The organism is Bradyrhizobium sp. USDA 4541 (assembly GCF_024171085.1).
Lineage (GTDB): Bacteria > Pseudomonadota > Alphaproteobacteria > Rhizobiales > Xanthobacteraceae > Bradyrhizobium > Bradyrhizobium australafricanum.
The window spans coordinates 2,771,710-2,791,813 of sequence record NZ_JALJZF010000001.1; the positions used below are offsets into that span (position 1 = coordinate 2,771,710).

A 20,104-nucleotide genomic window follows, 5' to 3' on the forward strand; every position below is an offset into this window, starting at 1 on the left:
CTCCCCGTAAGAACGGGGAGAGGGAGAGGAGAATTACGCGCTCTGCTTCCGCGATGCCGCGAAGACGCCGGCCAGCACCAGCGCGAAGCCGATGAAGTGGAAGGCCTGCGGATGCTCGCCGATGAACACGATCGACATGATGGTGCCGAACACCGGAACCATGTGGAAGAACGGTGCGGCCCGGTTGGCGCCGATCAGCTGCACACCGCGGTTGAAGCACAGATAGGCCAGTGTCGAGGGGAACACCGCGACATAGAATAGCGACAGCAGGTTGTTGATCGTAAGCTGCATCACCGGACGCGTGCCGAGTTCCCAGATGTAGAGCGGGATCAGGACCAGCGCGCCGCAGCCGAAGGTGAAGGCGGCGACCGACAGGCCGTGGATCTTGGGCCGCTTCAGGGTCAGCACCGAATACAGCGCGAAGATCACCAATGCGACGATGAAGATCAGATCGCCCTTGTTGAACTCGATTTTCGACAGCGTCGTGAGATCACCGTGCAGCAGGATCACCAGCACGCCGGCGAGCGACAGCAGCACTCCGAACAATTGCGCCAGTGTCAGCCGCGCGCCGAGCAGGATCAGCGACCACAGCGCGACCACCAGCGGTGCCGCGGATTGCAGCAGCAGCGTATTGAGCGCCTGGGTGTGCTCGAGCGCCCAGTATTGCAGCGTGTTGAAGGCGCTGATGCCGGTGATCGACATCAGCACCATGATGCCGAGATTGTTGCGGATCACCGGCCAGTCGCGGACGAGGTGCTTCCAGGCAAACGGCAGGATGATCAGGAATGCCGCCGACCAGCGCAGGAACGACAGCGTCACCGGCGGAATGTGGCCGGCGGCGAGGCGGCCGACGATCGCATTGCCGGCCCAGCACGTCGCGGTGATGCAGAGCAGCAGATAGGGCTGGTTGGCGATCCAGGAGCCGGCCGCAGGCGTTGATGTGGTGGAATCGGAGGCAGACATAAAGAGGGCCCGGGTTCACGACGCCGCGGCCTGCCCGGCTGGCACCGCCGGGCCGGTATGGATCTCCCCGGCTCGGATCACAGACACGGATTTCGTCATTCCATCAATGGGGATAGACGCATCGCGACCATGCGCGAAGACCCCTTCACCAAGGCAGCATGACGGCGCCTGGCCGGGCCAGCCCCCGGGCCGGTCGCGCAGGGAATCGAACGCTTGGTCCTAACCGGTCTCCGGCGGCGTGGTCTGGCGCTTGACGATCTGCTCGGCGAGCTCGATCAGGATCCGCTTGGTGTCGGGGTCCTGCACGTCGCGAAACACCCGCAGCATGCGCAGTTCGAGCAGGGACTGCAGCGATTCCGCTGTCTGGCCGGCTTGCGTCGGCACTGCCGTGACCGGCCGGCGATTGAGGATGTCGGCGGCGATTCCGAGCATCTCGGCTACGGTCGCAAGGCGACCGGTATCGATCTTCACCGTGCCGTCGACGCCGTTCTTTTGCAGGGAGGCCCCTGCGCACAGGATCTCGGCGAGATCCGCCTGTGACAGCCCGATGGCGCGCCAGCGCGCCTGCACCAATTGGTCGATCTGGTCGTCCTGTGATGTGCTCATGATGCGTTCAGACCATCTCCAGCTAGGTCCGTGGACAGCATTTCCGCTACAAAAGTTGGTAGCAAATGAACCGGCGGTTCGTCGCGATGGGACTTCTACGGATCATGCGGCTGGACAACGGGTCCTGCCGTACCGGGCAACGTGCAGGATGATCCGCGCCTCGACGCCAGCCGGGCAGTCGCGCCGGACGGGCACCGGAGTGCGCACCCTGGTCTGGGATGCTCGCATCAGCGTCATCCGGCCACGGCCCTTATTATCAAGACCGTGCGCGAATGCAATCAGGGGGCGATCGGGAAGATGAACCCAACCGGATGTGTGACCGCGCCACAGATCGCGGTGTCTCGTCCTGGCAGGGCGATGCGGTCGGCATGGCGGCAGCCCCGGGAGCGCCGCCATGGCTGCGCGGCGCCGCTCACAAATCGATGATTCCGAGCGCGATGCTCTTGGCCACCCCATGGGTCTTGTTGGATGCCTCGAGCTTGCGCAGCGCCTGCTTGATGAAGCCTTCCACCGTCTCCGGCGAAATGCCGAGGATCTGCGCGGTGTCGGCCACGGTCTTGCCGCGCGCCGCCCAGGCGATCACTTCCTTCTCCCGCCCGGTGAGCTTGATGGTTTCGGCGGCGTCCGCGGGCTTGAGGATGGTCGGCGCGTTGCGCTGGTCGCGGTTGACGATGTCCATCGCCCGCTGCACCCAATAGATCATCAACAGATGCAGTTCATGGCGATGGCAGACGAACAGCTTGTCGAAGTCGCGCGGCTCGTCTTCCCAGAAGAACACCGTCGAGCTCGAATGCACAGCGCCGAGCCGGTCGCGATAGTGGAAGGGAACGACGAAGCCGTCCTTGAATCCGAACTCCCGGGCGGCATCCATCGTCTTGACCTCGGGCGGTCGCTTGCGTCCGCTGCGCTCCGGCAGCTTCAGGCTGCTCCAGCTGAACGGCGTGTTGGTGCGTCGTGACCGCGCCAGCGCCGGATCGGCATGAACGAACTCGTTCTGCACATACGCCCGCTTCCAGGCATCGGGAAATGTGCCGATATGATAGGGCAGATCAAGGTCGGGCCGGCCGGCATCGACAAAGGCAAAGCCCGAGAAGCCGTAATTCTGGACAACGCGATGCAATGACGAGCTGAGCTCGTCGATGGTATCCGACGCCTCGATGGTCGAAATCGCGTCTACCAGGCCCATTGACGAAAACCCCCGGTTTTAGGGGGTACCACAGTTAACCCCTTTTGTTCCAGATGTTCCCGCATTTGGAGGAAGGGACAAATGCTTCATTCATTGGACGGCTACCACGCCCTCATTACCAGGGAAGAGCTTGATCCGGCGCATGTCGGGGCGATGTTGCGGCTGCGCAAGCGCCTGTTCGTCGACCATTGCGGCTGGCTTCTGACCACGGTCGGGGATGTCGAACGCGATCAGTTCGACTGCTGGTATACCGAGCACTGCCTATTGTTCTCCGGCGTCGAGCTCGTCGGCGGCTTCCGGGCTATCCGCACCGATTATCCCTATCTCACGAAGTCGGTGTTCCCGCAGCTTGCGCTGCGTCGCTTCCCGACCAGCCGCGATGCCTGGGAGATCAGCCGTTTCGGCGTGCTGCCGAACGTTGCGAGGTCGCAGGCCGCACGCGTGAACTACGCGCTGATGTTCCGCTTCGCCGAGCTGCGCGGAGCGAAGGCGCTCGTCGCGTTGGCCGACCTCTCCTATGAGCGTTTTCTCACCCGCATGGACATCCGCACCCGCCGCTACGGCCCGCCGCAGGTGATCGGCAATGATCGCATGGGCCGCCCGCTGACGGCGCTAGCCGGAGAAATTCCGCTCGGTCTCGCCGCCAATCCCGGCCTGACCAAATTCCTCGACCTTGGACGGCAATTGGAGATCCACGATGCTTCACATGTTCTCGGACGTTCGAGCATTCCAGCGTGATCCGCTGCGTCTGCTGCTGACGCGCGGCAACGAGTCCGCGCTGGGGCTGGTGCCGTTGCAGCTCGGTCCTGCGCCGGTGTTCCTGGTGAACGATCCCGATCTGCTGCGCCCGATCCTCAAGGCGCCGGAGACCGACATCGGAAAGGGCAAGCTGATCAAGAAGCTGACGCCGGTGCTCGGCCGCAGCTCGCTGATGCTGAGCGGCGAGGAGCACAAGCGGCGCCGAGCGGTGCTGCAGAAGCACATGGCCAAGGGCAGCGTCGAGAAATTCCTGCCGCATATGTGCGCCGAGATCCGCGCGGTCGGCGCCAGCCTGGCGCGGCTCGGATCGTTCGATCCGCACCATGTCACCGCGATGCTGGCGCTGCGGACGATCTGCGTCGCGATCTTCGGCTCCCAGGTGATGTCGTCCGGCGACGAGGAAGCCCTGGTTCAGGCGGTGGGCGCGATCGAGGACGATCTTGCGGAAGAGATGTTCCGCGCGTTGCCGTTCGGTCCGGTGGCCTGGTATCGGCGGCGCAAGAACCGGATCTGCGCCAAGCTTGCGATGTCGACGGTGGTGCAGCGCCTGCGCCGCAAGGCCGGCTCGAGCAGCGCGCTGCGCGATCTCGAGGCGCTCGGCCTGACCGATCGCGATCTCGAGGACGAGATCCTGACATTGCTGCTGGCCGGCCATCACACCACGGGTTCGACCGCGGCGTGGATGTTCTACCAGATGGCTGCCGATCCCGCCCTGATGGACGAGATTGCCGACGAGGCGGCGGAGTGCCTCGGCGACGACGGCGAGCTGCGGCTCGACGCGGTGAAGCGCGCCAATCTGAGCGCGACGCTGGTCAAGGAGGTCTGCCGGCTCTACCCCAGCGCCTGGTGGTTCTCGCGCGAGGTGATGCAGCCGGTGACGATCGGCGGGCGCGACCTCAAGGTCGGCACCTCGCTATTGATCTGCCCCTGGCAGCTGCAGCGCGATGGCAGGCATTTCGAGGATCCGGACCGCTTCCTGCTGACGCGGCGCTACAACACCGACGCCTACATCCCGTTCGGCGCCGGTCCGCGCGCCTGCGCCGGGATGGGGGTTGCGATGCTCGAGCTGCAACTGCTCGCGCTCGAGATCGCCGCGGCCTATCGCTTCACCGGCGTCAGCCCGAATCCGGCGCCGTGGCCGAAAGCCTCGGTGACGCTGATTCCCCCGCCGATGACCATCGACATCGAAATCCGCGAGATGCGCCCGCGCATCCCGCATCTCGGCGACGAAGCCGAGCATCTGCCGTACATCCCAACCGTGGGTGCGGCGTCCATCAGCACACTACAATCGGTATCCCAATGACAACTCAGCTAACAACGGCCAGCGCCGGGCAAAGGGCCATGGATCAAGTGCAAGTGCGCAGTTTGCGCGACGTCATCGCTGTCTTGATCGAGCAGCGCAGCATCGTGAGGGCGGCCGGCGCAAGCTTCGCCGCGCATCTGCTCGACCTCGCGATCATGCAGCTGCGGCTCAACGTCAACGATATTACGGCGGAGGAATTATCCGGTCTGTCCGACTTCGTCGGCGCGGAGTTCATGAGGGACAAATCCTCGCATTGATCGCGGCGACCGGTCTTCGGATCAGTCTTGCGCAGGATCGGTCTCGCGTAGGTTCAGTCCTGCGTCGCCACCAGCGGCTTCATCGTGGCGCCGGCGGCAAGCGCGGCGTCGTTCGGATCGATCTCGATCTGCAGGCCGCGCTGGCCGCCATTGACGAAGACCGTGACGTGGGTGAGGGCGGTCTCGTCGATCGCGGTCGGCACCTTCTTCTTCTGGCCGAACGGGCTGATGCCGCCGACATGATAGCCGGTCAGCCGCTCGGCATCGGCCGGGCGCATCATCCTGGCCGACTTGCCGCCGAGGGCGGCGGCAAGTTTCTTCATGCTGACCTCGCAGTCGGACGGCACCACGGCGCAGACCGGTTTGCCGTCGACCTCCGCCATCAGCGTCTTGAGCATGCGATTCGGGTCGACGCCGAGCGCCTCGGCCGCCTGCAGCCCGATGCTCTCGGCGCTGGAATCGTAGACATAGGTGTGAAGCTTGAAGGCAATGCCGAGCTTGCGCAGCGCCATCGTCGCTTGGGTGGAATTGGGCATGGACCCTGCCGGTTAATCTAGGTGAATGATCGCCGTAATAGGAGCTGCGATCAATCCACAGCAGGTCCGGCGTCACGTTGCCGTAACATTAAATTCCCGCCAGCCCGGCGCGGCCGGGCGCAGCATGGAATTTAATGGGGATATCAAAGGGTTGTAGGTCGTCTAAAAGGCGTAAACGAGCCCCTTCTTGCTTGCGCAGCCGAGCCGCTTCCTTTATCCGGTAGGCGCCTTGCGTGCGCGCGGCCGGGCGCCGCGATTTAGGCTGGGCATATCAATGCAGGTCGCTGTGGGCGGACGCGTTTTCGCCGCGATCATGGTCTGAAACACCTGAAGGGAACATCTTCGCAATGGCCAATGTTGTCGTCGTCGGCGCCCAATGGGGTGACGAAGGGAAGGGCAAGATCGTCGACTGGCTGTCGGAACAGGCCGACATCGTCGTGCGCTTCCAGGGCGGCCACAATGCCGGCCATACGCTCGTGATCAATGGCGAGACCTACAAGCTGGCGCTGCTGCCCTCCGGCGTGCTGCGGGCGAACAAGCTCGCGGTGATCGGCAATGGCGTGGTGTTCGATCCGCAGGCCTTCCTCGACGAGGTCGCCAAGCTGAAGGGGCAGGGCGTGGCGGTCGGACCGGACAATCTGCGGATCGCCGAGAACGTCACGCTGATCCTGCCGCTGCATCGCGAGCTCGACGCCTTGCGCGAATCGTCCAACGCCATCACCTCGATCGGCACCACCCGCCGCGGCATCGGCCCGGCCTATGAGGACAAGGTCGGCCGCCGCGCCATCCGTCTGATGGACCTCGCCGACCTCGACACCCTGCCGCACAAGATCGAACGCCTGTTGGCGCATCACAATGCGCTGCGCCGCGGGCTCAACCTCGCGGAGATCGACGGCAAGAGCATCCTGAGCGAGCTGTCGGCGATGGCGCCGAAGCTGCTGCCCTATGCCGAGACGGTGTGGCGGCTGCTGGACCTCAAGCGCCGCGAGGGCAAGCGCATCCTGTTCGAGGGCGCCCAGGGCGCGCTGCTCGATGTCGACCACGGCACCTATCCCTATGTGACGTCGTCCAACACGGTGGCGGCGCAGGCCGCGACCGGCACCGGCCTCGGCCCGGGCGCGGTCGGCTATGTGCTGGGCATCTGCAAGGCCTACACCACGCGGGTCGGCCAGGGTCCGTTCCCGACCGAGCTGAACGACGAGATCGGCGAGGAAATCGGCCGTCGCGGCAAGGAATTCGGCGTCAATACCGGGCGCAAGCGCCGGGTCGGCTGGTTCGATGCCATGCTGGTGCGACAGACTGTCCGCACCTGCGGAATTGCCGGGCTGGCGCTGACCAAGCTCGATATTCTCGACGGGTTCGACAGCATCAAGGTCTGCATCGGCTACAAGCTCGACGGCAAGGAGATCGACCATCTGCCGGCGGGTGAGGGCGCGCAGGCCCGGGTCGAGCCGATCTATGAGATCATCGAGGGCTGGAAACAGCCGACGGCCAATGCGCGGTCCTGGGCGGACCTGCCGGCCCAGGCCATCAAGTACGTTCGCCGGGTTGAGGAACTGGTGGGGTGTCCGATCGCCCTGCTGTCCACCAGCCCGGAACGTGAAGATACTATTCTGGTACAGAATCCGTTCGAGGCTTAACGGGATATTACCTATATCCCTCCAATTGTGTGGAAATGGCTGACTACTACCCGCTGATCGCCCGCGCCATCGCCGGATTGGACCCCAACGCCCCCGGCGAAGCCCGCCGTGCGCTGTATGCGCGGGCGCGAACGGCGTTGATCCAGCAGCTCCGCGGCGTGCAGCCGCCGCTCTCCGAGTCCGAGATCACCCGCGAACGGCTGTCGCTGGAAGAGGCGGTTCGCAAGGTCGAGTCCGAGGCCGCGCAGCGCGCCCGCGAGGCCTCGCGTCCCGGTGGCGCTGCCGCTGTCCGCGGCAGCCGCGCCAATGCCCGGCCGCCCGAGCCCGGTCCCGCCGACACTGCCGCGCGCCCGCGGCCCCCGGCTGAACCCCGTCCGCCGCGCAATCTGCGCCCCGACGCGCCGCCGTCGGCCCCGCCGCGGCCGCAAAACCCGCCGGTCCCGCCCGAGACCCAGGCGCCGCCGGCCCGGCCGGGCCCGCCCCGCCGCGGTCCGGAAGGCGCGCCGCCGCCGGTGCCGCCGGCCGCGCCGGGCGTGCGCGGCTTCCGCGACATCACCGCCGATGCTGACGATCTCGGCCGTGCCGCGGCGCAAGCCAGCCGCAACGCGCGCAAGACCTACGCCAACGTGCCGTCGCCCTCGCCGGAATTCGATCGGCTCGAGCCGAGCCTTGAGAATCGCGGCGGCGATCCCGAGGCGCCGTATTCCTACGACGAGTCGATCGAGGAGGCCGAGCGCTACACCCCGCAGCCGCCGCAAGGTCCGCCGCCGCAGCGGTCGCGGGCCGGCAACGGCGAGCGCGAGCCGAAGAAGCCGCCGCGCGTCGGCTCGATGTTCCCGTTCAAGACCGCGATCGTGATCGGCATCCTGCTGATCCTGGTCGGCACCGGCATCCTGTTCCGGCAGCAGGCCATGACCCTCGTCAGCAGCCTGCTCAAATCCTCGGCCCCGGTCGAGGCGCCGAAGGATGCCGCGTCGACGCCTGCGAGCAAGAAGATCACCGACCGCGTCGGCCAGCCCTCGTCGTCGGGCGAGACGGTCGCCCCGGTGGCGCAGCGCGTGGTGCTGTATGACGAGGATCCGTCGGATCCGAAGGGCAAGCAGTATGTCGGTTCGGTGGTCTGGCGCACCGAGCAGGTCAAGGGATCGGGCAACCAGAAGCCCGACATCGCCGTGCGCGCCGACATCGACATTCCCGATCGCAAGTTCAAGATGACGATGTCGTTCCGCCGCAACACCGATTCATCGCTGCCGGCGAGCCATACCGCGGAATTGACCTTCATCCTGCCGCAGGACTTCGCCAATGGCGGCGTCGGCAACGTGCCGGGCATCCTGATGAAGTCGAACGAGCAGGCGCGCGGCACGCCGCTGGCCGGGCTCGCGGTCAAGGTCACCGACGGCTTCTTCCTGGTCGGCCTTTCCAATGTCGACGCCGACCGCTCGCGCAACCTGCAGCTCTTGAAGGAGCGCTCGTGGTTCGACGTGCCGCTGGTCTACACCAACCAGCGCCGCGCCATCATCGCGATCGAAAAGGGCGCCCCCGGCGAGCGAGCCTTCAACGAGGCCTTCGCCGCGTGGGGTGAGTAGCGGCCTTAGCTCGCCCCGGTCGCCAGCAATGTCGTCGCCCGGCTTCGTCCGGGCGATTCCGTATCGCAGCAAGATCAGCGGCTGTTGCAGCGCATCGACGTGCAGAGCTCCGGAACATCGCCGCGACTTTCGATTTTTCCCTAGAACCGTCGCGCGACCGCGTTACACTTGGTTGACGTCGGGCAAGGGCACGCCATGAAACGCTATCTGATCTTCGCAGCCATCGGGCCGTTCATCGGCGGCTTCCTGCTGCTGCTCATGACCACCTATCAGTCCGGCTACTGGACCGAGACCAGTGGCGGCGAGGTGACCAAGCTGCTCGTCGTGTTCGTGAAGTCGCTGCAATACAATTATCTGTTCGGTATCGTGCCGTCGCTGATGTTCGGTGCGATCGACGACATCCTGATGCATGTGAAGCGGATCGCGCCGGTGGTGCGGATGCTGCTCGTTGGTGCGGTGGCGTTCGTCGGCGCGGCGTTGACCTACGCCTCGCACGGCTCCGAAAGCGGCGCGGTGCAGTTCATCCTGTACGGAATGGTCGGCTTCATCCCGGGCGTGATCACGTCCTGGCTGGCGCACAAATATGCCGAAGAACTGCACGCGCCGGCGCAGCCGGCTTCGCAGCATTAGGGCAGGTGCTCAGTACCAAGGGAAAAGCAGAAGTCGCGTTCGGCGACTTCTGACCCAACCGCGAAATGAGCACGTCGCGATCGGACAAGGGCCGCGCTCAACGCCCGGCGCGGAATAGATCGCCCCTTGCAGTAATCGTATCAGCGCGCGAGACGCCGGAGGTCCGGCTACCTTCACACAACTGTCATATCATCGTCATGCAAACGTAGTCCCAATGTCATGTCCGCGTTCGTCCTCGTGACCCGCGGCCGCCCGGGGCAGTGGCGATGCCGATCCCGGGCGTGCTCTATTCTGTGTTCGCGCATTTATTTCAGCCGTCGCTGCAGACGACCGGGACGTACGGGATCTGCGTTTCGGATTCGGGGAAAGGAATTTCGAGTGGCAGATGCAAGCTTCAGCCTTCTGACGGGCAACAGTATCGAAACGCGCCTGGTCCGAGCCGGCGGCATTATTTTTCGCGAGGGGGAGCAGGCCAACGAGCTCTTCGTGATCAAGAGCGGCTATGTGCGCATTCAGGTCGGCAACAAGACCATGGCGGACCTCGCGCCTGACACGATCTTTGGCGAGATGGCGTTGATCGACAATGGGCCAAGGAGTGCGACCGCTACGGCGCTCACGGATGTCGAACTCGTCCCGGTCTTGGAAAAGCAGTTTCTCTTCCTCGTGAGCCAGACGCCGCATTTTGCCCTGAAGGTGATGAGGACGCTGGCGCAGCGGCTCAGAACGATTAACAAGGGCGTCTACTGAAGCGAGCACGGCAGAGCGTCGAGGTAACAGGCCTTGAAGGTGACACAGTGGTAATGTGACGCAACTTGAACCGCCTGCCTGCGTTACCATGTGATGGCCATGACCGAGGACGACATCTTTACGCCCCACGCCGCGCGATCGCGGCCGCCCTTTGGCGGCGCGCGGCAAGGTCATCGACCAGGATGGGCGCGAACTCGCCGATGGCCCGCTGCATCCGCAGTTCCAAGGTTTTCAGGGAGCCTTTCAGGAAGGCTTCCAGTTCGACTTCCGCAACTCCACCGCCAACCCGTTCGGCAATCTGACTCGCGAGCAGCGGCTGCAGCGGCTGGAGACGATCGCAAAGTTGCTCGACGTCGCCTTCATCGTGCCGGGCACCAATGTGCGCTACGGCATCGACGGGCTGATCGGCCTGATCCCGGTGGTCGGCGATATCATCACCACCGCGATCTCGCTATGGCTGGTGCGCGAGGCCCGGTTGCTGGGCGCGCCCTGGCACATCACTGCGCGGATGCTCGCCAACGTCGCCGTCGACGGCGTGATCGGCATGGTGCCGGTGGCGGGCGATGCCTTCGACGTCATGTTCCGCGCCAATATCCGCAATGTGCGGATGCTGCGGCGCTGGCTCGACAAGCAGCCGAGATTGTGACCCTCAAAAACAAAAGCCCCCGGATCGATCCGAGGGCTTTTCGTTGAGCGAAGAGCAGAAAGCTTATGCGGCGTCAGCGTCGGTCTGGCTGGCGGCCGGGCGCGGACGACGCGGCAGCGGAAAAGCCTCGCTCTCATAGAGCGAGCGGATGCCGTTCTGGTCGAAACGGGCTTCCTCGACCTGGAGATAGGCGCCGTTCAGCGAGTCCGCCGGCAGCTGCTCCATCGCGAACTGCACGGCCTCGGCAGCGGTGCCGAAACGGCGGTAGGCGAAACCCGCCCGCTTCTTCTTGCGGATCGCGGCGGGGAACAGTTCGGCGGATGTGTTATAGTTGAACGGACGCAGGGGACGCATGGTCGACGACCTCTTGTGTTCTTTTCAGTTGGCGTTGCGAAAGGGATTTTGGGGGACGGCGGCCTATTATCGGCGGCGCGCCGTACATGTCATTTCGACCCCTAATATAGGCCTCTTTGACAAAAATGCGACCCCAGAAGAGCCCCTGACAGGGCACATGCTGAATCCGCGCATAGCACCGGCACCGGCCAGATAAGTCATTTTGTTTCAATGACTTATGGCTCTCAAATCTTGTCGAGCCAGGCCAGGATCGCGACCACGATCAAAATCACCCCGAAAAGGCCCATTCCGGAGTGGCCGAGGCCATAGCCATAGCCGCGAATTCGGCCGCTATAGCCGCCCAGCAGGATAATCAGCAAAAGGATGATGAGGATCAGTCCAAGCGACATGGCGCCCTCCTCAGAACAGGCGGCAGCCGCACGGCGAGACGCCTACGGCCCCCGCGAATACCGAGCAAAGCACATTCCGGCCTGCGAGTCGTTAAGGCCGTTTGCCGATCACGAGGATGTTGTAGGTCGCCGAAGCCAAAACAAAGCCCCACGCGACCGGCCTGTTGGTCGCGTGGGGCGCGGCGTGGTGGGCGCCGTCACTTCTTCTCGTCGAGCTTCAGCGCCGCCGAGTTGATGCAGTAGCGCAGGCCGGTCGGGCCGGGGCCATCGTTGAAGACGTGGCCGAGATGGCCGTCGCATTTCGAGCACAGCACCTCGGTGCGGATCATGCCGTGGCTCATGTCGCGCTCCTCGTCGACATGGCTCTCGACCGCGGGCTTGGAGAAGCTCGGCCAGCCGCAGCCGGAATCGAACTTCTGGTCGGATTCGAACAGCGTCTGCCCGCAGCCGGCACAGACATAGGTGCCCTTGCGGGGATCATGCTCGTATTCGCCGGTGAAGGGCCGCTCGGTCGCTTTCTCGCGCAGCACGGCGTACTGCATCGGCGTCAATTCCTTGCGCCACTCGGCCTCGCTCTTGCGGACCTTGCAGTCGGTCTTGGTATCGGACATTCAACCTCCTTTGCGAGATGCTCAGTTGGTGACCTTGGTGCTGCCCACCAGCGTCGGCTTCTCGACGTAGTTCTCCGCGAAGATCTTCTTCAGGTTCTCGACCTTCGGGATGTCGTTATACGCAATATAGGGCTGGTTCGGGTGCAGCGTCAGATAGTCCTGGTGGTAGCCCTCCGCCGGATAGAACGCCTCCAGCGCGCCGACCTTGGTGACGATCGGCTTCTTGTAGACCTTGGCCGCGTTGAGCTGGGCGATATAGGCGTCCGCCACCTTCTTCTGCTCGTCGCTGGTGGTGAAGATCGCTGAGCGATACTGCGTGCCGGAATCCGGGCCCTGCCGATTCAGCTGGGTCGGGTCGTGCACGACGGAGAAGAAGATCTGCAGGATCTTGCCGTAGGAGATCTTCTGCGGGTCGTACTTGATTTCGACGGACTCGGCGTGGCCGGTGGTGCCGGTCGAGACCTTCTCGTAATCGGCGTTCGCCTTGCTGCCGCCGGAGTAGCCGGAGACCGCGCTGACGATGCCGACGGTGTGCTGGAACACGCCCTGCACACCCCAGAAACAGCCGCCGGCCAGCACCGCGGTCTTGATGCCGGATTCCGGCGCGCTTGCGGCAGGCGCCGGGATGATCACGGCGTCCTCGGCGGCAAGCGAGGGCGCAACGGCAAAAGCTGTGACGGCCAGCGCGCCGATCGCGGCGGCGCACAGCGAGAGGCGGCTGAGGGAGCTTTTGGGCATGGGTTCCTCGTGGGATCGCAAGTGGGGCCAGTCTAGAGCGGGAGCCGGCATTGGCCAATCAGGCCGGGTGGCTCCGACGCTTCAAAATACGGGCGAGGAGGCGTTTTGTTACGGCGCCGGCCACACGGTTTCGTGAGGGAAATGCTGGGGATATAGCGCAATCTCTCCTCCCGTCGTCCCGGCGAAAGCCGGGACCATAACCACAGGATTGAATTGTTAGAAGGCTGTGGCCCCAGCGTCGTGCAACAATGACCTTCGGTGGTTATGGGTCCCGGCTCCCGTGCGCAATTGCGCACTAGGCCGGGACGACATCGGGTATGTTGCGTCATCGAGAGTCATACATTCACGGTCTCTCAGGATGACGGGTCTACAAGTGCGCGGCACGTCACACCACCACGCTCAGCCGCTTCGCCGCCCGCGTGATCCCCGTGTAGAGCCACCGCGCGCGCGAGTCCTGGAAGGCAAAGCTCTCGTCGAACAGCACGACGTCGTCCCATTGCGAGCCCTGCGACTTGTGCACGGTCAGCACGTAGCCGTAGTCGAACTCGTCATAGGGCTTGCGCTGCTCCCACGGCACGCCTTCGACGCCGCCGTCGAAGCACTCGCCGCGCACCGAGACCTTGGTGACCTTGTAGCCGAAATCCTCGTCCGGCATCACGCGCATGGTGATGATCCTGGATTTGGACTGCGCGCGCGCCTTGACCCGCCACAGGCCGCCGTTGAACAGGCCCTTCTTGCGGTTGTTGCGCAGGCAGACCAGCTTGTCGCCGGCGACCGGCAGCGGATCCTCGATGTTCTGCCGCTGCCGCACCCGCTTGTTGTAGGCGCGGCGGGTGTTGTTGCGGCCGACCAGCACCTGGTCGGCGCTCATCACGCGGTCCGGATCGAGCTCCTTGCGCGACACCACCTCGCTCTCGCCATGGCGGCCGATCTCGAGCTCGCGGCCCTCGCGGATATCCATCGACATCCGCACGATCGGATCGTCCTGCGCCTGGCGGTGCACCTCGGTCAGCATCGCGTCGGGCTCGGCATCGGTGAAGAAGCCGCCGCCCTGGATCGGCGGCAATTGCGCGGGATCGCCGAGCACCAGCAGCGGGCAGTCGAACGACATCAAATCGCGGCCGAGCTCGGCATCGACCATCGAGCACTCGTCGATCACGATCAGCTTCGCCTTTGATGCCGGCGCGTCGTCCCAGAGCTCGAAGCTCGGCTGCTCGACGCCGGACTCGCGGGCGCGGTAGATCAGGGAATGGATCGTGGAGGCGCTGTCGCAGCCCTTGTTGCGCATCACGAGCGCCGCCTTGCCGGTGAAGGCCGCGAACTTCACCTCGCCGTCGACGCCTTCGGCGATGTGGCGGGCGAGCGTGGTCTTGCCGGTTCCGGCATAGCCGAACAGGCGGAACACCGGCGGCGTGCCATTCTGGCCGGGCTTGGCCTTCAGCCAGTCGGCGACGGCTTTCAGCGCAGTGTCCTGATGCGGCGTGAAGGTGGTCATGGGCTTTCGGAAGAGTGAGCGCGCGACCGATAGCGCCGCGACTCAGGCCAGCACAAGCTAAACATTCATGCGTTCCGATCAAGCCGTCTCCCGCTGCGCGGAATTGGGGTTTCGCCCCCGAGGCTAGACTTGATCCGGAGCGCCACTAGACTGCCCCAAAACAACAAGCGGTCGAGACCACGACAATTGGTCGAAGAAGCGACCTTGGGAGTGACTCCATGAAATTCGGCATCTTTTACGAGCTGCAACTGCCGCGCCCCTGGAACGACGGCGACGAGCTCAGGCTCTACCAGAACGCGCTGACGCAATTGGAAACCGCCGACCGGCTCGCTTACGACTACGCCTGGGTCGTGGAGCACCACTTCCTCGAGGAATATTCGCACTCGCCGGCGCCGGAATCCTTTCTTGCCGCCGCGAGCCAGCGCACCAAAAACATCCGGCTCGGCCACGGCATCTTCCAGCTCACCACCAATCATCCGGCCCGCGTCGCCGAGCGGGTCGCGGTGCTCGATCTCTTGAGCAACGGCCGCTGTGAGTTCGGCATGGGCGAGAGCGCCTCGATCACCGAGCTGACGCCGTTCGGCCGCGACATGGAGACCAAGCGCGAGGTGTTCGAGGAAGCCGTGCAGGCGATCTTTCCGATGTTCAGCAAGGTCGGCACCGAGCATCACGGACAATATTTCGATATCCCGCTGCGCAATGTCGTGCCGAAGCCGGTGCAGAAGCCGCATCCGCCGCTATGGATGGCATGCTCGCAATTGCCGACCATCGAACGCGCCGGGCAGAACGGATTTGGCGCGCTCGGCTTTCAGTTCGTCAGTGCCGAGGCGGCGCATGCCTGGGTGCACGCCTATTACAACGCGATTACCAAGCGGCTGAAGAAGCTGGCCGACTACGAGATCAATCCGAACATGGCGCTGGTCTCGTTCTTCATGTGCGCGAAGACCGACGAGGAGGCGCGCCGGCGCGCTGACGGCGCGACCTTCTTCCAGTTCGCGCTGCGCTATTACGGCCAGGCACAGAACCGGCAGCGGCCGGCGCCCGGCACCGTCAACATGTGGGACGAGTATAACAAGTGGAAGCGCGACAATCCGGAGGCGCAGGAGGCCGCGCTGCGCGGCGGCCTGATCGGCTCGCCGGAGACCTTGCGCAAGAAGCTGCGGCGCTTCCGCGCCTCGCATATCGATCAGGTGATCCTGCTCAACCAGGCCGGCAAGAACACCCATGAGCACATCTGCGAGTCGCTCGAGCTGTTCGCGAAAGAAGTGATGCCGGAGTTCCAGCACGATCCCGAGCACGATGCCTGGAAGAAGGGCGTGCTCGACGGCTCGATTAAGCTCGAGGAGATCGACACCCAGGCGTTCACGGACCGCTATGGTAAACTCGCTGTCAATGTCGGCTCGAAGGCAGCAGCTGCGGGCTGATCAATTAATGCGCAGCCGCCTCGCGATCGCGTGAAGAAAATAATTCGCTACACGCGCTCGGAGCTTTAAAAGAAACGGCACGCGCGATGCCTACACCGAAGTGCGGGCATCGCTATTTTTGTGCGGTGCTCGACAGCTTCATTCGCGCGCCCCATCATCCTGACATCGCATGATCGTGCAGCGCGATAGCGCGCTTGATCGTCAGGAGAGTTTGGAATGAAGCGTCGTGAGTTCCTCCAGCTGTCGCTCGTCACAGCCGCCGCCGCCGCGCTGTCACGCGGTGCGAAGGCGCAGGCGGACGCGAAGGAAATTCGTATCGGCTACCAGAAGAACGGCGTGCTCGTTATCACGCGCCAGCGCGAGGCCTTGGAAAATCATTTCAAGCCGCAGGGCATCAGCGTGAAATGGGTCGAGTTCTCCTCGGGCCCGCCGATGATGGAAGCGATGAATGTCGGCAGCGTCGATTACGGCGCGGTCGGCGATTCCCCGCCGATCTTCGCGCAGGCCGCGGGCGCGGCCATCGTCTATGCCGCGGCTCAGCCCATCATCAATGGCTCCGGCATCCTGGTGCCGCAGAATTCGGCGATCGCGTCAATTGCCGATCTCAAGGGCAAGCGCGTCGGCTTCACCAAGGGATCGAGCGCGCATAATGTCGTGATCCAGACGCTGGAGAAGGCCGGGCTCACCTATGACGACATCACGCCGGTCTATCTGACGCCGCCGGACGCCGGTCCGGCCTTCGCCAATGGCGGCATCGATGCCTGGGCGATCTGGGATCCGTATTTCGCGATCGCCGAGACCAAGCAGAACGGCCGCATTCTGGTCAAGACGCGCGACATCACCAAGACCAATTCGTTCTACATCGCCAACCGCGACTTCGCCCGCAATCGCGGCGCGGTCCTGCAGCAGATCGTCGATGTCACGACGTCGAGCGCGGCATGGGCGCAGGCGCATCCCGATGAGGTCGCCAAATCGCTCGCCGCCGTCACCGGCGTGCCGCTCGATATCCAGACCATCGCGGCGAAGCGGGCGGGCTTCTCGGTCGGACCCGTGACCGACGACATCATCGCGACCCAGCAGGGCGTCGCCGACCGCTTCTTCAAGCTCGGCCTGATCCCGAAGCAGATCGCGATCCGCGACATCGTCTGGCGCAATCCCCAGACCTGATCGGCGCGCGTTTGGTCATTTCAATGCAGAGGATAGTCCCATGACGCGTTTATTTCGACGCTGGGTCGCTCGCGCGGTGCTGTCGCTCAGCATCGTCGCCGCAACCGTCAGCGCCTCCTACGGCCAGGAGAAGGTGGTCCGCATCGGTTACCAGAAATACGGCAAGCTGGTGCTGCTCAAGAGCAAGGGCTCGCTCGAGGAAAAGCTGAAGGCGGTCGGCACCAAGGTGGTGTGGACCGAGTTTCCGTCCGGGCCGCCGCTGCTCGAGGCGCTCAATGTCGGCGCGATCGATTTCGGCAACACCGGCGAGGCGCCGCCGATCTTCGCGCAGGCCGCCGGCGCGCCGATCCAGTATGTCGCCTATGAGCCGCCGGCGCCGAAGGGCGAGGCGATCCTGGTGCCGAAGGACAGCGCGATCAAGTCGGTCGCTGACCTGAAGGGCAAGAAGGTCGCGCTGAACAAGGGCTCCAACGTCCACTATCTGCTGGTGAAGGCGCTGGAGAAGGCCGGCGTCAAATATTCCGAGATCGAGCCGGTGTTCCTGGCGCCGGCCGATGCGCGCGCGGCGTTCGAGCGCGGCGCCGTCGATGCCTGGGTGATCTGGGATCCGTTCCAGGCCGCGGCGGAGGCTGCGACCGGCGCCCGCACCGTCGCCGACGGCACCGGCATCGTTGCGAACTATCAGTTCTACTTCGCCTCGAAGAAATTCCTGCAGGCCGATCCGAAGATCGTCGAGCTCGTGCTGGCGCAGCTGAGCGAGGTCGATGACTGGGCCAAGGGCGATATCCACGCCGTTGCCGAGCAGCTGGCGCCGAGCATCGGCCTGTCGGTGCCGGTGGTCGAGGTCGCGTTGAAGCGGCAGGCCTACGGCATCAAGCCGGTCACCGATGCAGTGGTCGCGGATCAGCAGCAGGTCGCCGACACGTTCTTCGCGCTCGGCCTGATCCCGAAACAAATCAAGATTTCCGACGTCGCATGGAGACCGGGCACATGAGCAACCCAACCAACGCCAACATCCTCTGGTTCCTGCCGACCCACGGCGACAGCCGCTATCTCGGCACGTCGATCGGCGGCCGCGAGGTGAACTTCAATTATCTGCGCCAGATCGCGCAGGCCGCGGATCAGCTCGGCTATTACGGCGTGCTGCTGCCGACCGGGCGGAGCTGCGAGGATTCCTGGGTGGTGGCCTCGGCCGTCGCGCCCTGGACCGAACGCCTGCGCTATCTCGTGGCGGTGAGGCCCGGCCTGCAGTCGCCGAGCGTCGCCGCACGGATGACCGCGACGCTGGACCGGCTGTCGAACGGCCGCCTTCTGATCAACGTCGTCACCGGCGGCGATCCGATCGAGAACAAGGGCGACGGCATTTTCCTCGATCATGACGAGCGCTACGCGGTGACCCGCGAGTTCCTCAACGTCTACAGCGATCTCCTGGCGGGCAAGACCGTCAATGTCGAAGGCAAGCACATAAGGATCGAAGACGGCCGCCTGCTGTTCAATCCGGTGCAGTCGCCGCGGCCGCCGCTGTATTTCGGCGGCTCCTCGGATGCCGGCATCGACGTCGCGGTCGACACCGTTGACAAATATCTGACCTGGGGCGAGCCGCCGGCGCAGGTCGCCGAGAAGATCGCCAAGGTGAAGGCAGTGGCGGCGCAGCGCGGCCGCAAGCTCTCGTTCGGCATCCGCCTGCATGTGATCGTGCGCGAGACCAATGCGGAAGCCTGGAAGGCCGCCGACGAGCTGATCCAGTACGTCACCGACGACACGGTGGCCGCCGCGCAAAAGATCTTTGCGCGGATGGATTCGGTCGGCCAGCAACGCATGGCGCAGCTGCATGGCGGCCGCCGCGACAAGCTCGAGATCAGCCCGAACCTGTGGGCCGGGGTCGGCCTGGTGCGCGGCGGGGCCGGCACCGCGCTGGTCGGCGATCCCGAGACCGTCGCCGCGCGGATCAAGGAGTATCAGGAGATCGGCGTCGATACCTTCATCATGTCGGGCTACCCGCATCTCGAGGAAGCCTATCGCTTCGCCGAATTGGTGTTCCCACTGCTGTCGCTGGCGCAGGGCGGCAACGTGACGCCGATCCGCGTCAACACCGGGCCGTTCGGCGAGACTATCGGCAACGACTACCGTCCGCAGAAGCAGGCATCGCAATCATGAGTCTCATCGACAGTCTCCCGCGCCGCAAAGCGTTTTCGAGCGAAGTGGATGCCGGTTCGCGTGAAGAAAACGCGTCAAAACAAAAATCTGGAGCTCCGTTCCGATCCCATCGGAACGGAAACAGCTCCAGCGCGCCGAAACTCCCGAAGGTCGACGGCTTGATCCCCTGGATCGTGCCGCTGGCGATCGTGCTGGTGTGGCAGCTTGCCTGCGTCACCGGCTACGTGCCCTCGCGGGTGTTGCCGGCGCCGACTGACGTCGCGGTGGCGGGATGGAAGCTGCTGCTGTCCGGCGAACTGGTTCGCAACATCTGGGTCAGCTTCTGGCGCGCCTCGATCGGCTTCTTGATCGGCTGCGGCATCGGCTTTGCGTTCGGCCTCGCCAACGGGCTGTCGCAGCTGTCGGCAAAACTCACCGACACCACCTTGCAGATGGTGCGCAACATTCCGCATTTGGCGCTGATCCCGCTCGTCATCCTGTGGTTCGGCATCGACGAGTCGGCAAAGCTGTTCCTGGTTGCGCTCGGCGTGTTCTTCCCGATCTATCTCAACACGCTGCACGGCATCCGCACCGTCGATCCGCAGCTGATCGAGATGGGCCGCATCTACGGTATGACCGACGGTGAGCTGTTCCGCCGGGTGATCTTCCCGGGCGCGCTGCCCTCGATCTTCGTCGGGCTGCGCTTCGCGCTCGGCATCATGTGGCTGACGTTGATCGTCGCCGAGACCATCGCGGCCTCGTCGGGCCTCGGCTACATGGCGATGCAGGCGCGCGAGTTCATGTTGATCGACGTCGTCGTGCTCTCGATCCTGATCTACGCCTTGCTCGGCAAGCTCGCCGACAGCGCCTCGCGGGCGCTGGAGCGGCTGACCCTGTCGTGGCATCCCGCCTTCCAGAAGAAGTGAGAATG

Annotated in this window: 22 protein-coding genes; 13 read left to right on the plus strand and 9 right to left on the minus strand. The window is 64.4% G+C overall.

Annotation, left to right across the window (positions count from 1 at the left end; all coding sequences use genetic code 11):
- Positions 1-33 precede the first annotated feature (33 nt).
- The 3 genes from J2R80_RS12950 to J2R80_RS12960 all read right to left on the minus strand — a co-directional run bounded on the left by J2R80_RS12950 (position 34) and on the right by J2R80_RS12960 (position 2,755).
- The gene (locus J2R80_RS12950) at positions 34-963 is read right to left on the minus strand and encodes a DMT family transporter (RefSeq protein WP_057015611.1); all 930 of its coding nucleotides are present in this window, start codon (positions 961-963) and stop codon (positions 34-36) included.
- A gap of 219 nt (positions 964-1,182) precedes the next feature.
- Entirely contained in the window at positions 1,183-1,569 is a 387-nt protein-coding gene (locus J2R80_RS12955) for a hypothetical protein (RefSeq protein ID WP_076829965.1), read from the minus strand.
- Between the two features lie 412 nt (positions 1,570-1,981).
- Positions 1,982-2,755 (minus strand): LuxR family transcriptional regulator, encoded by a 774-nt coding sequence (locus J2R80_RS12960; RefSeq protein WP_016842683.1) that lies wholly within the window; start codon positions 2,753-2,755, stop codon positions 1,982-1,984.
- An 81-nt stretch (positions 2,756-2,836) separates the two neighbouring features.
- Here J2R80_RS12960 and J2R80_RS12965 point away from each other — a divergent pair, with 81 nt between their 5' ends.
- The 3 genes from J2R80_RS12965 to J2R80_RS12975 are packed head-to-tail and all read left to right on the plus strand — an operon-like array spanning position 2,837 to position 5,074.
- Positions 2,837-3,493, plus strand: a complete 657-nt coding sequence (locus J2R80_RS12965; protein ID WP_168857556.1) for an acyl-homoserine-lactone synthase — start codon at positions 2,837-2,839, stop codon at positions 3,491-3,493.
- On the plus strand, positions 3,453-4,817 hold the full coding sequence (locus J2R80_RS12970; RefSeq protein ID WP_253589087.1) for a cytochrome P450: 1,365 nt from the start codon (positions 3,453-3,455) through the stop codon (positions 4,815-4,817). Before J2R80_RS12965 ends, J2R80_RS12970 begins: the two co-directional genes overlap by 41 nt.
- A gap of 38 nt (positions 4,818-4,855) precedes the next feature.
- Positions 4,856-5,074: a hypothetical protein gene (locus J2R80_RS12975; protein WP_016842680.1), complete on the plus strand. Its 219-nt coding sequence runs from the start codon at positions 4,856-4,858 to the stop codon at positions 5,072-5,074.
- Between the two features lie 53 nt (positions 5,075-5,127).
- On the opposite strand, the gene ybaK is transcribed toward J2R80_RS12975, so the two are convergent.
- Positions 5,128-5,610, minus strand: a complete 483-nt coding sequence (ybaK, locus tag J2R80_RS12980; RefSeq protein WP_076829980.1) for a Cys-tRNA(Pro) deacylase — start codon at positions 5,608-5,610, stop codon at positions 5,128-5,130.
- A 347-nt stretch (positions 5,611-5,957) separates the two neighbouring features.
- Here ybaK and J2R80_RS12985 point away from each other — a divergent pair, with 347 nt between their 5' ends.
- From J2R80_RS12985 to J2R80_RS13005, 5 genes are all read left to right on the plus strand, one after another.
- Positions 5,958-7,250: an adenylosuccinate synthase gene (locus J2R80_RS12985; protein WP_076829982.1), complete on the plus strand. Its 1,293-nt coding sequence runs from the start codon at positions 5,958-5,960 to the stop codon at positions 7,248-7,250.
- 35 nt (positions 7,251-7,285) lie between these two features.
- Positions 7,286-8,836 (plus strand): hypothetical protein, encoded by a 1,551-nt coding sequence (locus J2R80_RS12990; protein ID WP_253638669.1) that lies wholly within the window; start codon positions 7,286-7,288, stop codon positions 8,834-8,836.
- Between the two features lie 195 nt (positions 8,837-9,031).
- Positions 9,032-9,466 carry a DUF5413 family protein gene (locus J2R80_RS12995; protein WP_038382276.1) on the plus strand — a complete coding sequence of 145 codons (435 nt, stop codon included), beginning with the start codon at positions 9,032-9,034 and terminating at the stop codon, positions 9,464-9,466.
- Positions 9,467-9,844: 378 nt separating this feature from the next.
- Positions 9,845-10,213 carry a cyclic nucleotide-binding domain-containing protein gene (locus tag J2R80_RS13000; protein WP_253638670.1) on the plus strand — a complete coding sequence of 123 codons (369 nt, stop codon included), beginning with the start codon at positions 9,845-9,847 and terminating at the stop codon, positions 10,211-10,213.
- Between the two features lie 151 nt (positions 10,214-10,364).
- Complete coding sequence (locus J2R80_RS13005; protein ID WP_253638671.1) at positions 10,365-10,859, plus strand: DUF4112 domain-containing protein; 495 nt, start codon at positions 10,365-10,367, stop codon at positions 10,857-10,859.
- 63 nt (positions 10,860-10,922) lie between these two features.
- Here J2R80_RS13005 and J2R80_RS13010 read toward each other — a convergent pair whose 3' ends face one another.
- From J2R80_RS13010 to J2R80_RS13030, 5 genes are all read right to left on the minus strand, one after another.
- Positions 10,923-11,213 carry a hypothetical protein gene (locus tag J2R80_RS13010; RefSeq protein ID WP_016844322.1) on the minus strand — a complete coding sequence of 97 codons (291 nt, stop codon included), beginning with the start codon at positions 11,211-11,213 and terminating at the stop codon, positions 10,923-10,925.
- Positions 11,214-11,437: 224 nt separating this feature from the next.
- On the minus strand, positions 11,438-11,602 hold the full coding sequence (locus J2R80_RS13015; RefSeq protein ID WP_016844323.1) for a DUF3309 family protein: 165 nt from the start codon (positions 11,600-11,602) through the stop codon (positions 11,438-11,440).
- A 197-nt stretch (positions 11,603-11,799) separates the two neighbouring features.
- Positions 11,800-12,213 carry a peptide-methionine (R)-S-oxide reductase MsrB gene (gene msrB, locus J2R80_RS13020; protein ID WP_253638672.1) on the minus strand — a complete coding sequence of 138 codons (414 nt, stop codon included), beginning with the start codon at positions 12,211-12,213 and terminating at the stop codon, positions 11,800-11,802.
- A gap of 21 nt (positions 12,214-12,234) precedes the next feature.
- Positions 12,235-12,951, minus strand: coding sequence for a peptide-methionine (S)-S-oxide reductase MsrA (msrA, locus tag J2R80_RS13025; RefSeq protein WP_168857551.1), 717 nt, complete (start codon positions 12,949-12,951; stop codon positions 12,235-12,237).
- 385 nt (positions 12,952-13,336) lie between these two features.
- Positions 13,337-14,446, minus strand: a complete 1,110-nt coding sequence (locus J2R80_RS13030) for an ATP-dependent RecD-like DNA helicase (RefSeq protein ID WP_253638673.1) — start codon at positions 14,444-14,446, stop codon at positions 13,337-13,339.
- A 218-nt stretch (positions 14,447-14,664) separates the two neighbouring features.
- Here J2R80_RS13030 and J2R80_RS13035 point away from each other — a divergent pair, with 218 nt between their 5' ends.
- The 5 genes from J2R80_RS13035 to J2R80_RS13055 all read left to right on the plus strand — a co-directional run bounded on the left by J2R80_RS13035 (position 14,665) and on the right by J2R80_RS13055 (position 20,099).
- A complete protein-coding gene (locus tag J2R80_RS13035; protein WP_253638674.1) occupies positions 14,665-15,870 on the plus strand; it encodes an LLM class flavin-dependent oxidoreductase in 1,206 nt (401 codons plus the stop codon).
- A 216-nt stretch (positions 15,871-16,086) separates the two neighbouring features.
- Entirely contained in the window at positions 16,087-17,037 is a 951-nt protein-coding gene (locus J2R80_RS13040; protein ID WP_253638675.1) for a sulfonate ABC transporter substrate-binding protein, read from the plus strand.
- Positions 17,038-17,077: 40 nt separating this feature from the next.
- Positions 17,078-18,031 carry a sulfonate ABC transporter substrate-binding protein gene (locus tag J2R80_RS13045; protein WP_057017319.1) on the plus strand — a complete coding sequence of 318 codons (954 nt, stop codon included), beginning with the start codon at positions 17,078-17,080 and terminating at the stop codon, positions 18,029-18,031.
- Positions 18,028-19,194 carry an FMNH2-dependent alkanesulfonate monooxygenase gene (ssuD, locus tag J2R80_RS13050; RefSeq protein ID WP_253638676.1) on the plus strand — a complete coding sequence of 389 codons (1,167 nt, stop codon included), beginning with the start codon at positions 18,028-18,030 and terminating at the stop codon, positions 19,192-19,194. Before J2R80_RS13045 ends, ssuD begins: the two co-directional genes overlap by 4 nt.
- 158 nt (positions 19,195-19,352) lie before the next feature.
- Entirely contained in the window at positions 19,353-20,099 is a 747-nt protein-coding gene (locus J2R80_RS13055; RefSeq protein WP_253638677.1) for an ABC transporter permease subunit, read from the plus strand.
- Positions 20,100-20,104 lie beyond the last annotated feature (5 nt).

Excerpts from the sequence above, each read along its gene's own strand:
- J2R80_RS12950 (WP_057015611.1), bottom strand. The coding sequence starts at position 963 with ATGTCTGCCTCCGATTCCACCACATCAACGCCTGCGGCCGGCTCCTGG.
- J2R80_RS12955 (WP_076829965.1), bottom strand. The coding sequence starts at position 1,569 with ATGAGCACATCACAGGACGACCAGATCGACCAATTGGTGCAGGCGCGC.
- J2R80_RS12960 (WP_016842683.1), bottom strand. The coding sequence starts at position 2,755 with ATGGGCCTGGTAGACGCGATTTCGACCATCGAGGCGTCGGATACCATC.
- J2R80_RS12965 (WP_168857556.1), top strand. The coding sequence starts at position 2,837 with ATGCTTCATTCATTGGACGGCTACCACGCCCTCATTACCAGGGAAGAG.
- J2R80_RS12970 (WP_253589087.1), top strand. The coding sequence starts at position 3,453 with ATGCTTCACATGTTCTCGGACGTTCGAGCATTCCAGCGTGATCCGCTG.
- J2R80_RS12975 (WP_016842680.1), top strand. The coding sequence starts at position 4,856 with ATGGATCAAGTGCAAGTGCGCAGTTTGCGCGACGTCATCGCTGTCTTG.
- ybaK (WP_076829980.1), bottom strand. The coding sequence starts at position 5,610 with ATGCCCAATTCCACCCAAGCGACGATGGCGCTGCGCAAGCTCGGCATT.
- J2R80_RS12985 (WP_076829982.1), top strand. The coding sequence starts at position 5,958 with ATGGCCAATGTTGTCGTCGTCGGCGCCCAATGGGGTGACGAAGGGAAG.
- J2R80_RS12990 (WP_253638669.1), top strand. The coding sequence starts at position 7,286 with ATGGCTGACTACTACCCGCTGATCGCCCGCGCCATCGCCGGATTGGAC.
- J2R80_RS12995 (WP_038382276.1), top strand. The coding sequence starts at position 9,032 with ATGAAACGCTATCTGATCTTCGCAGCCATCGGGCCGTTCATCGGCGGC.
- J2R80_RS13010 (WP_016844322.1), bottom strand. The coding sequence starts at position 11,213 with ATGCGTCCCCTGCGTCCGTTCAACTATAACACATCCGCCGAACTGTTC.
- J2R80_RS13015 (WP_016844323.1), bottom strand. The coding sequence starts at position 11,602 with ATGTCGCTTGGACTGATCCTCATCATCCTTTTGCTGATTATCCTGCTG.
- msrB (WP_253638672.1), bottom strand. The coding sequence starts at position 12,213 with ATGTCCGATACCAAGACCGACTGCAAGGTCCGCAAGAGCGAGGCCGAG.
- msrA (WP_168857551.1), bottom strand. The coding sequence starts at position 12,951 with ATGCCCAAAAGCTCCCTCAGCCGCCTCTCGCTGTGCGCCGCCGCGATC.
- J2R80_RS13030 (WP_253638673.1), bottom strand. The coding sequence starts at position 14,446 with ATGACCACCTTCACGCCGCATCAGGACACTGCGCTGAAAGCCGTCGCC.
- J2R80_RS13035 (WP_253638674.1), top strand. The coding sequence starts at position 14,665 with ATGAAATTCGGCATCTTTTACGAGCTGCAACTGCCGCGCCCCTGGAAC.
- J2R80_RS13040 (WP_253638675.1), top strand. The coding sequence starts at position 16,087 with ATGAAGCGTCGTGAGTTCCTCCAGCTGTCGCTCGTCACAGCCGCCGCC.
- J2R80_RS13045 (WP_057017319.1), top strand. The coding sequence starts at position 17,078 with ATGACGCGTTTATTTCGACGCTGGGTCGCTCGCGCGGTGCTGTCGCTC.
- ssuD (WP_253638676.1), top strand. The coding sequence starts at position 18,028 with ATGAGCAACCCAACCAACGCCAACATCCTCTGGTTCCTGCCGACCCAC.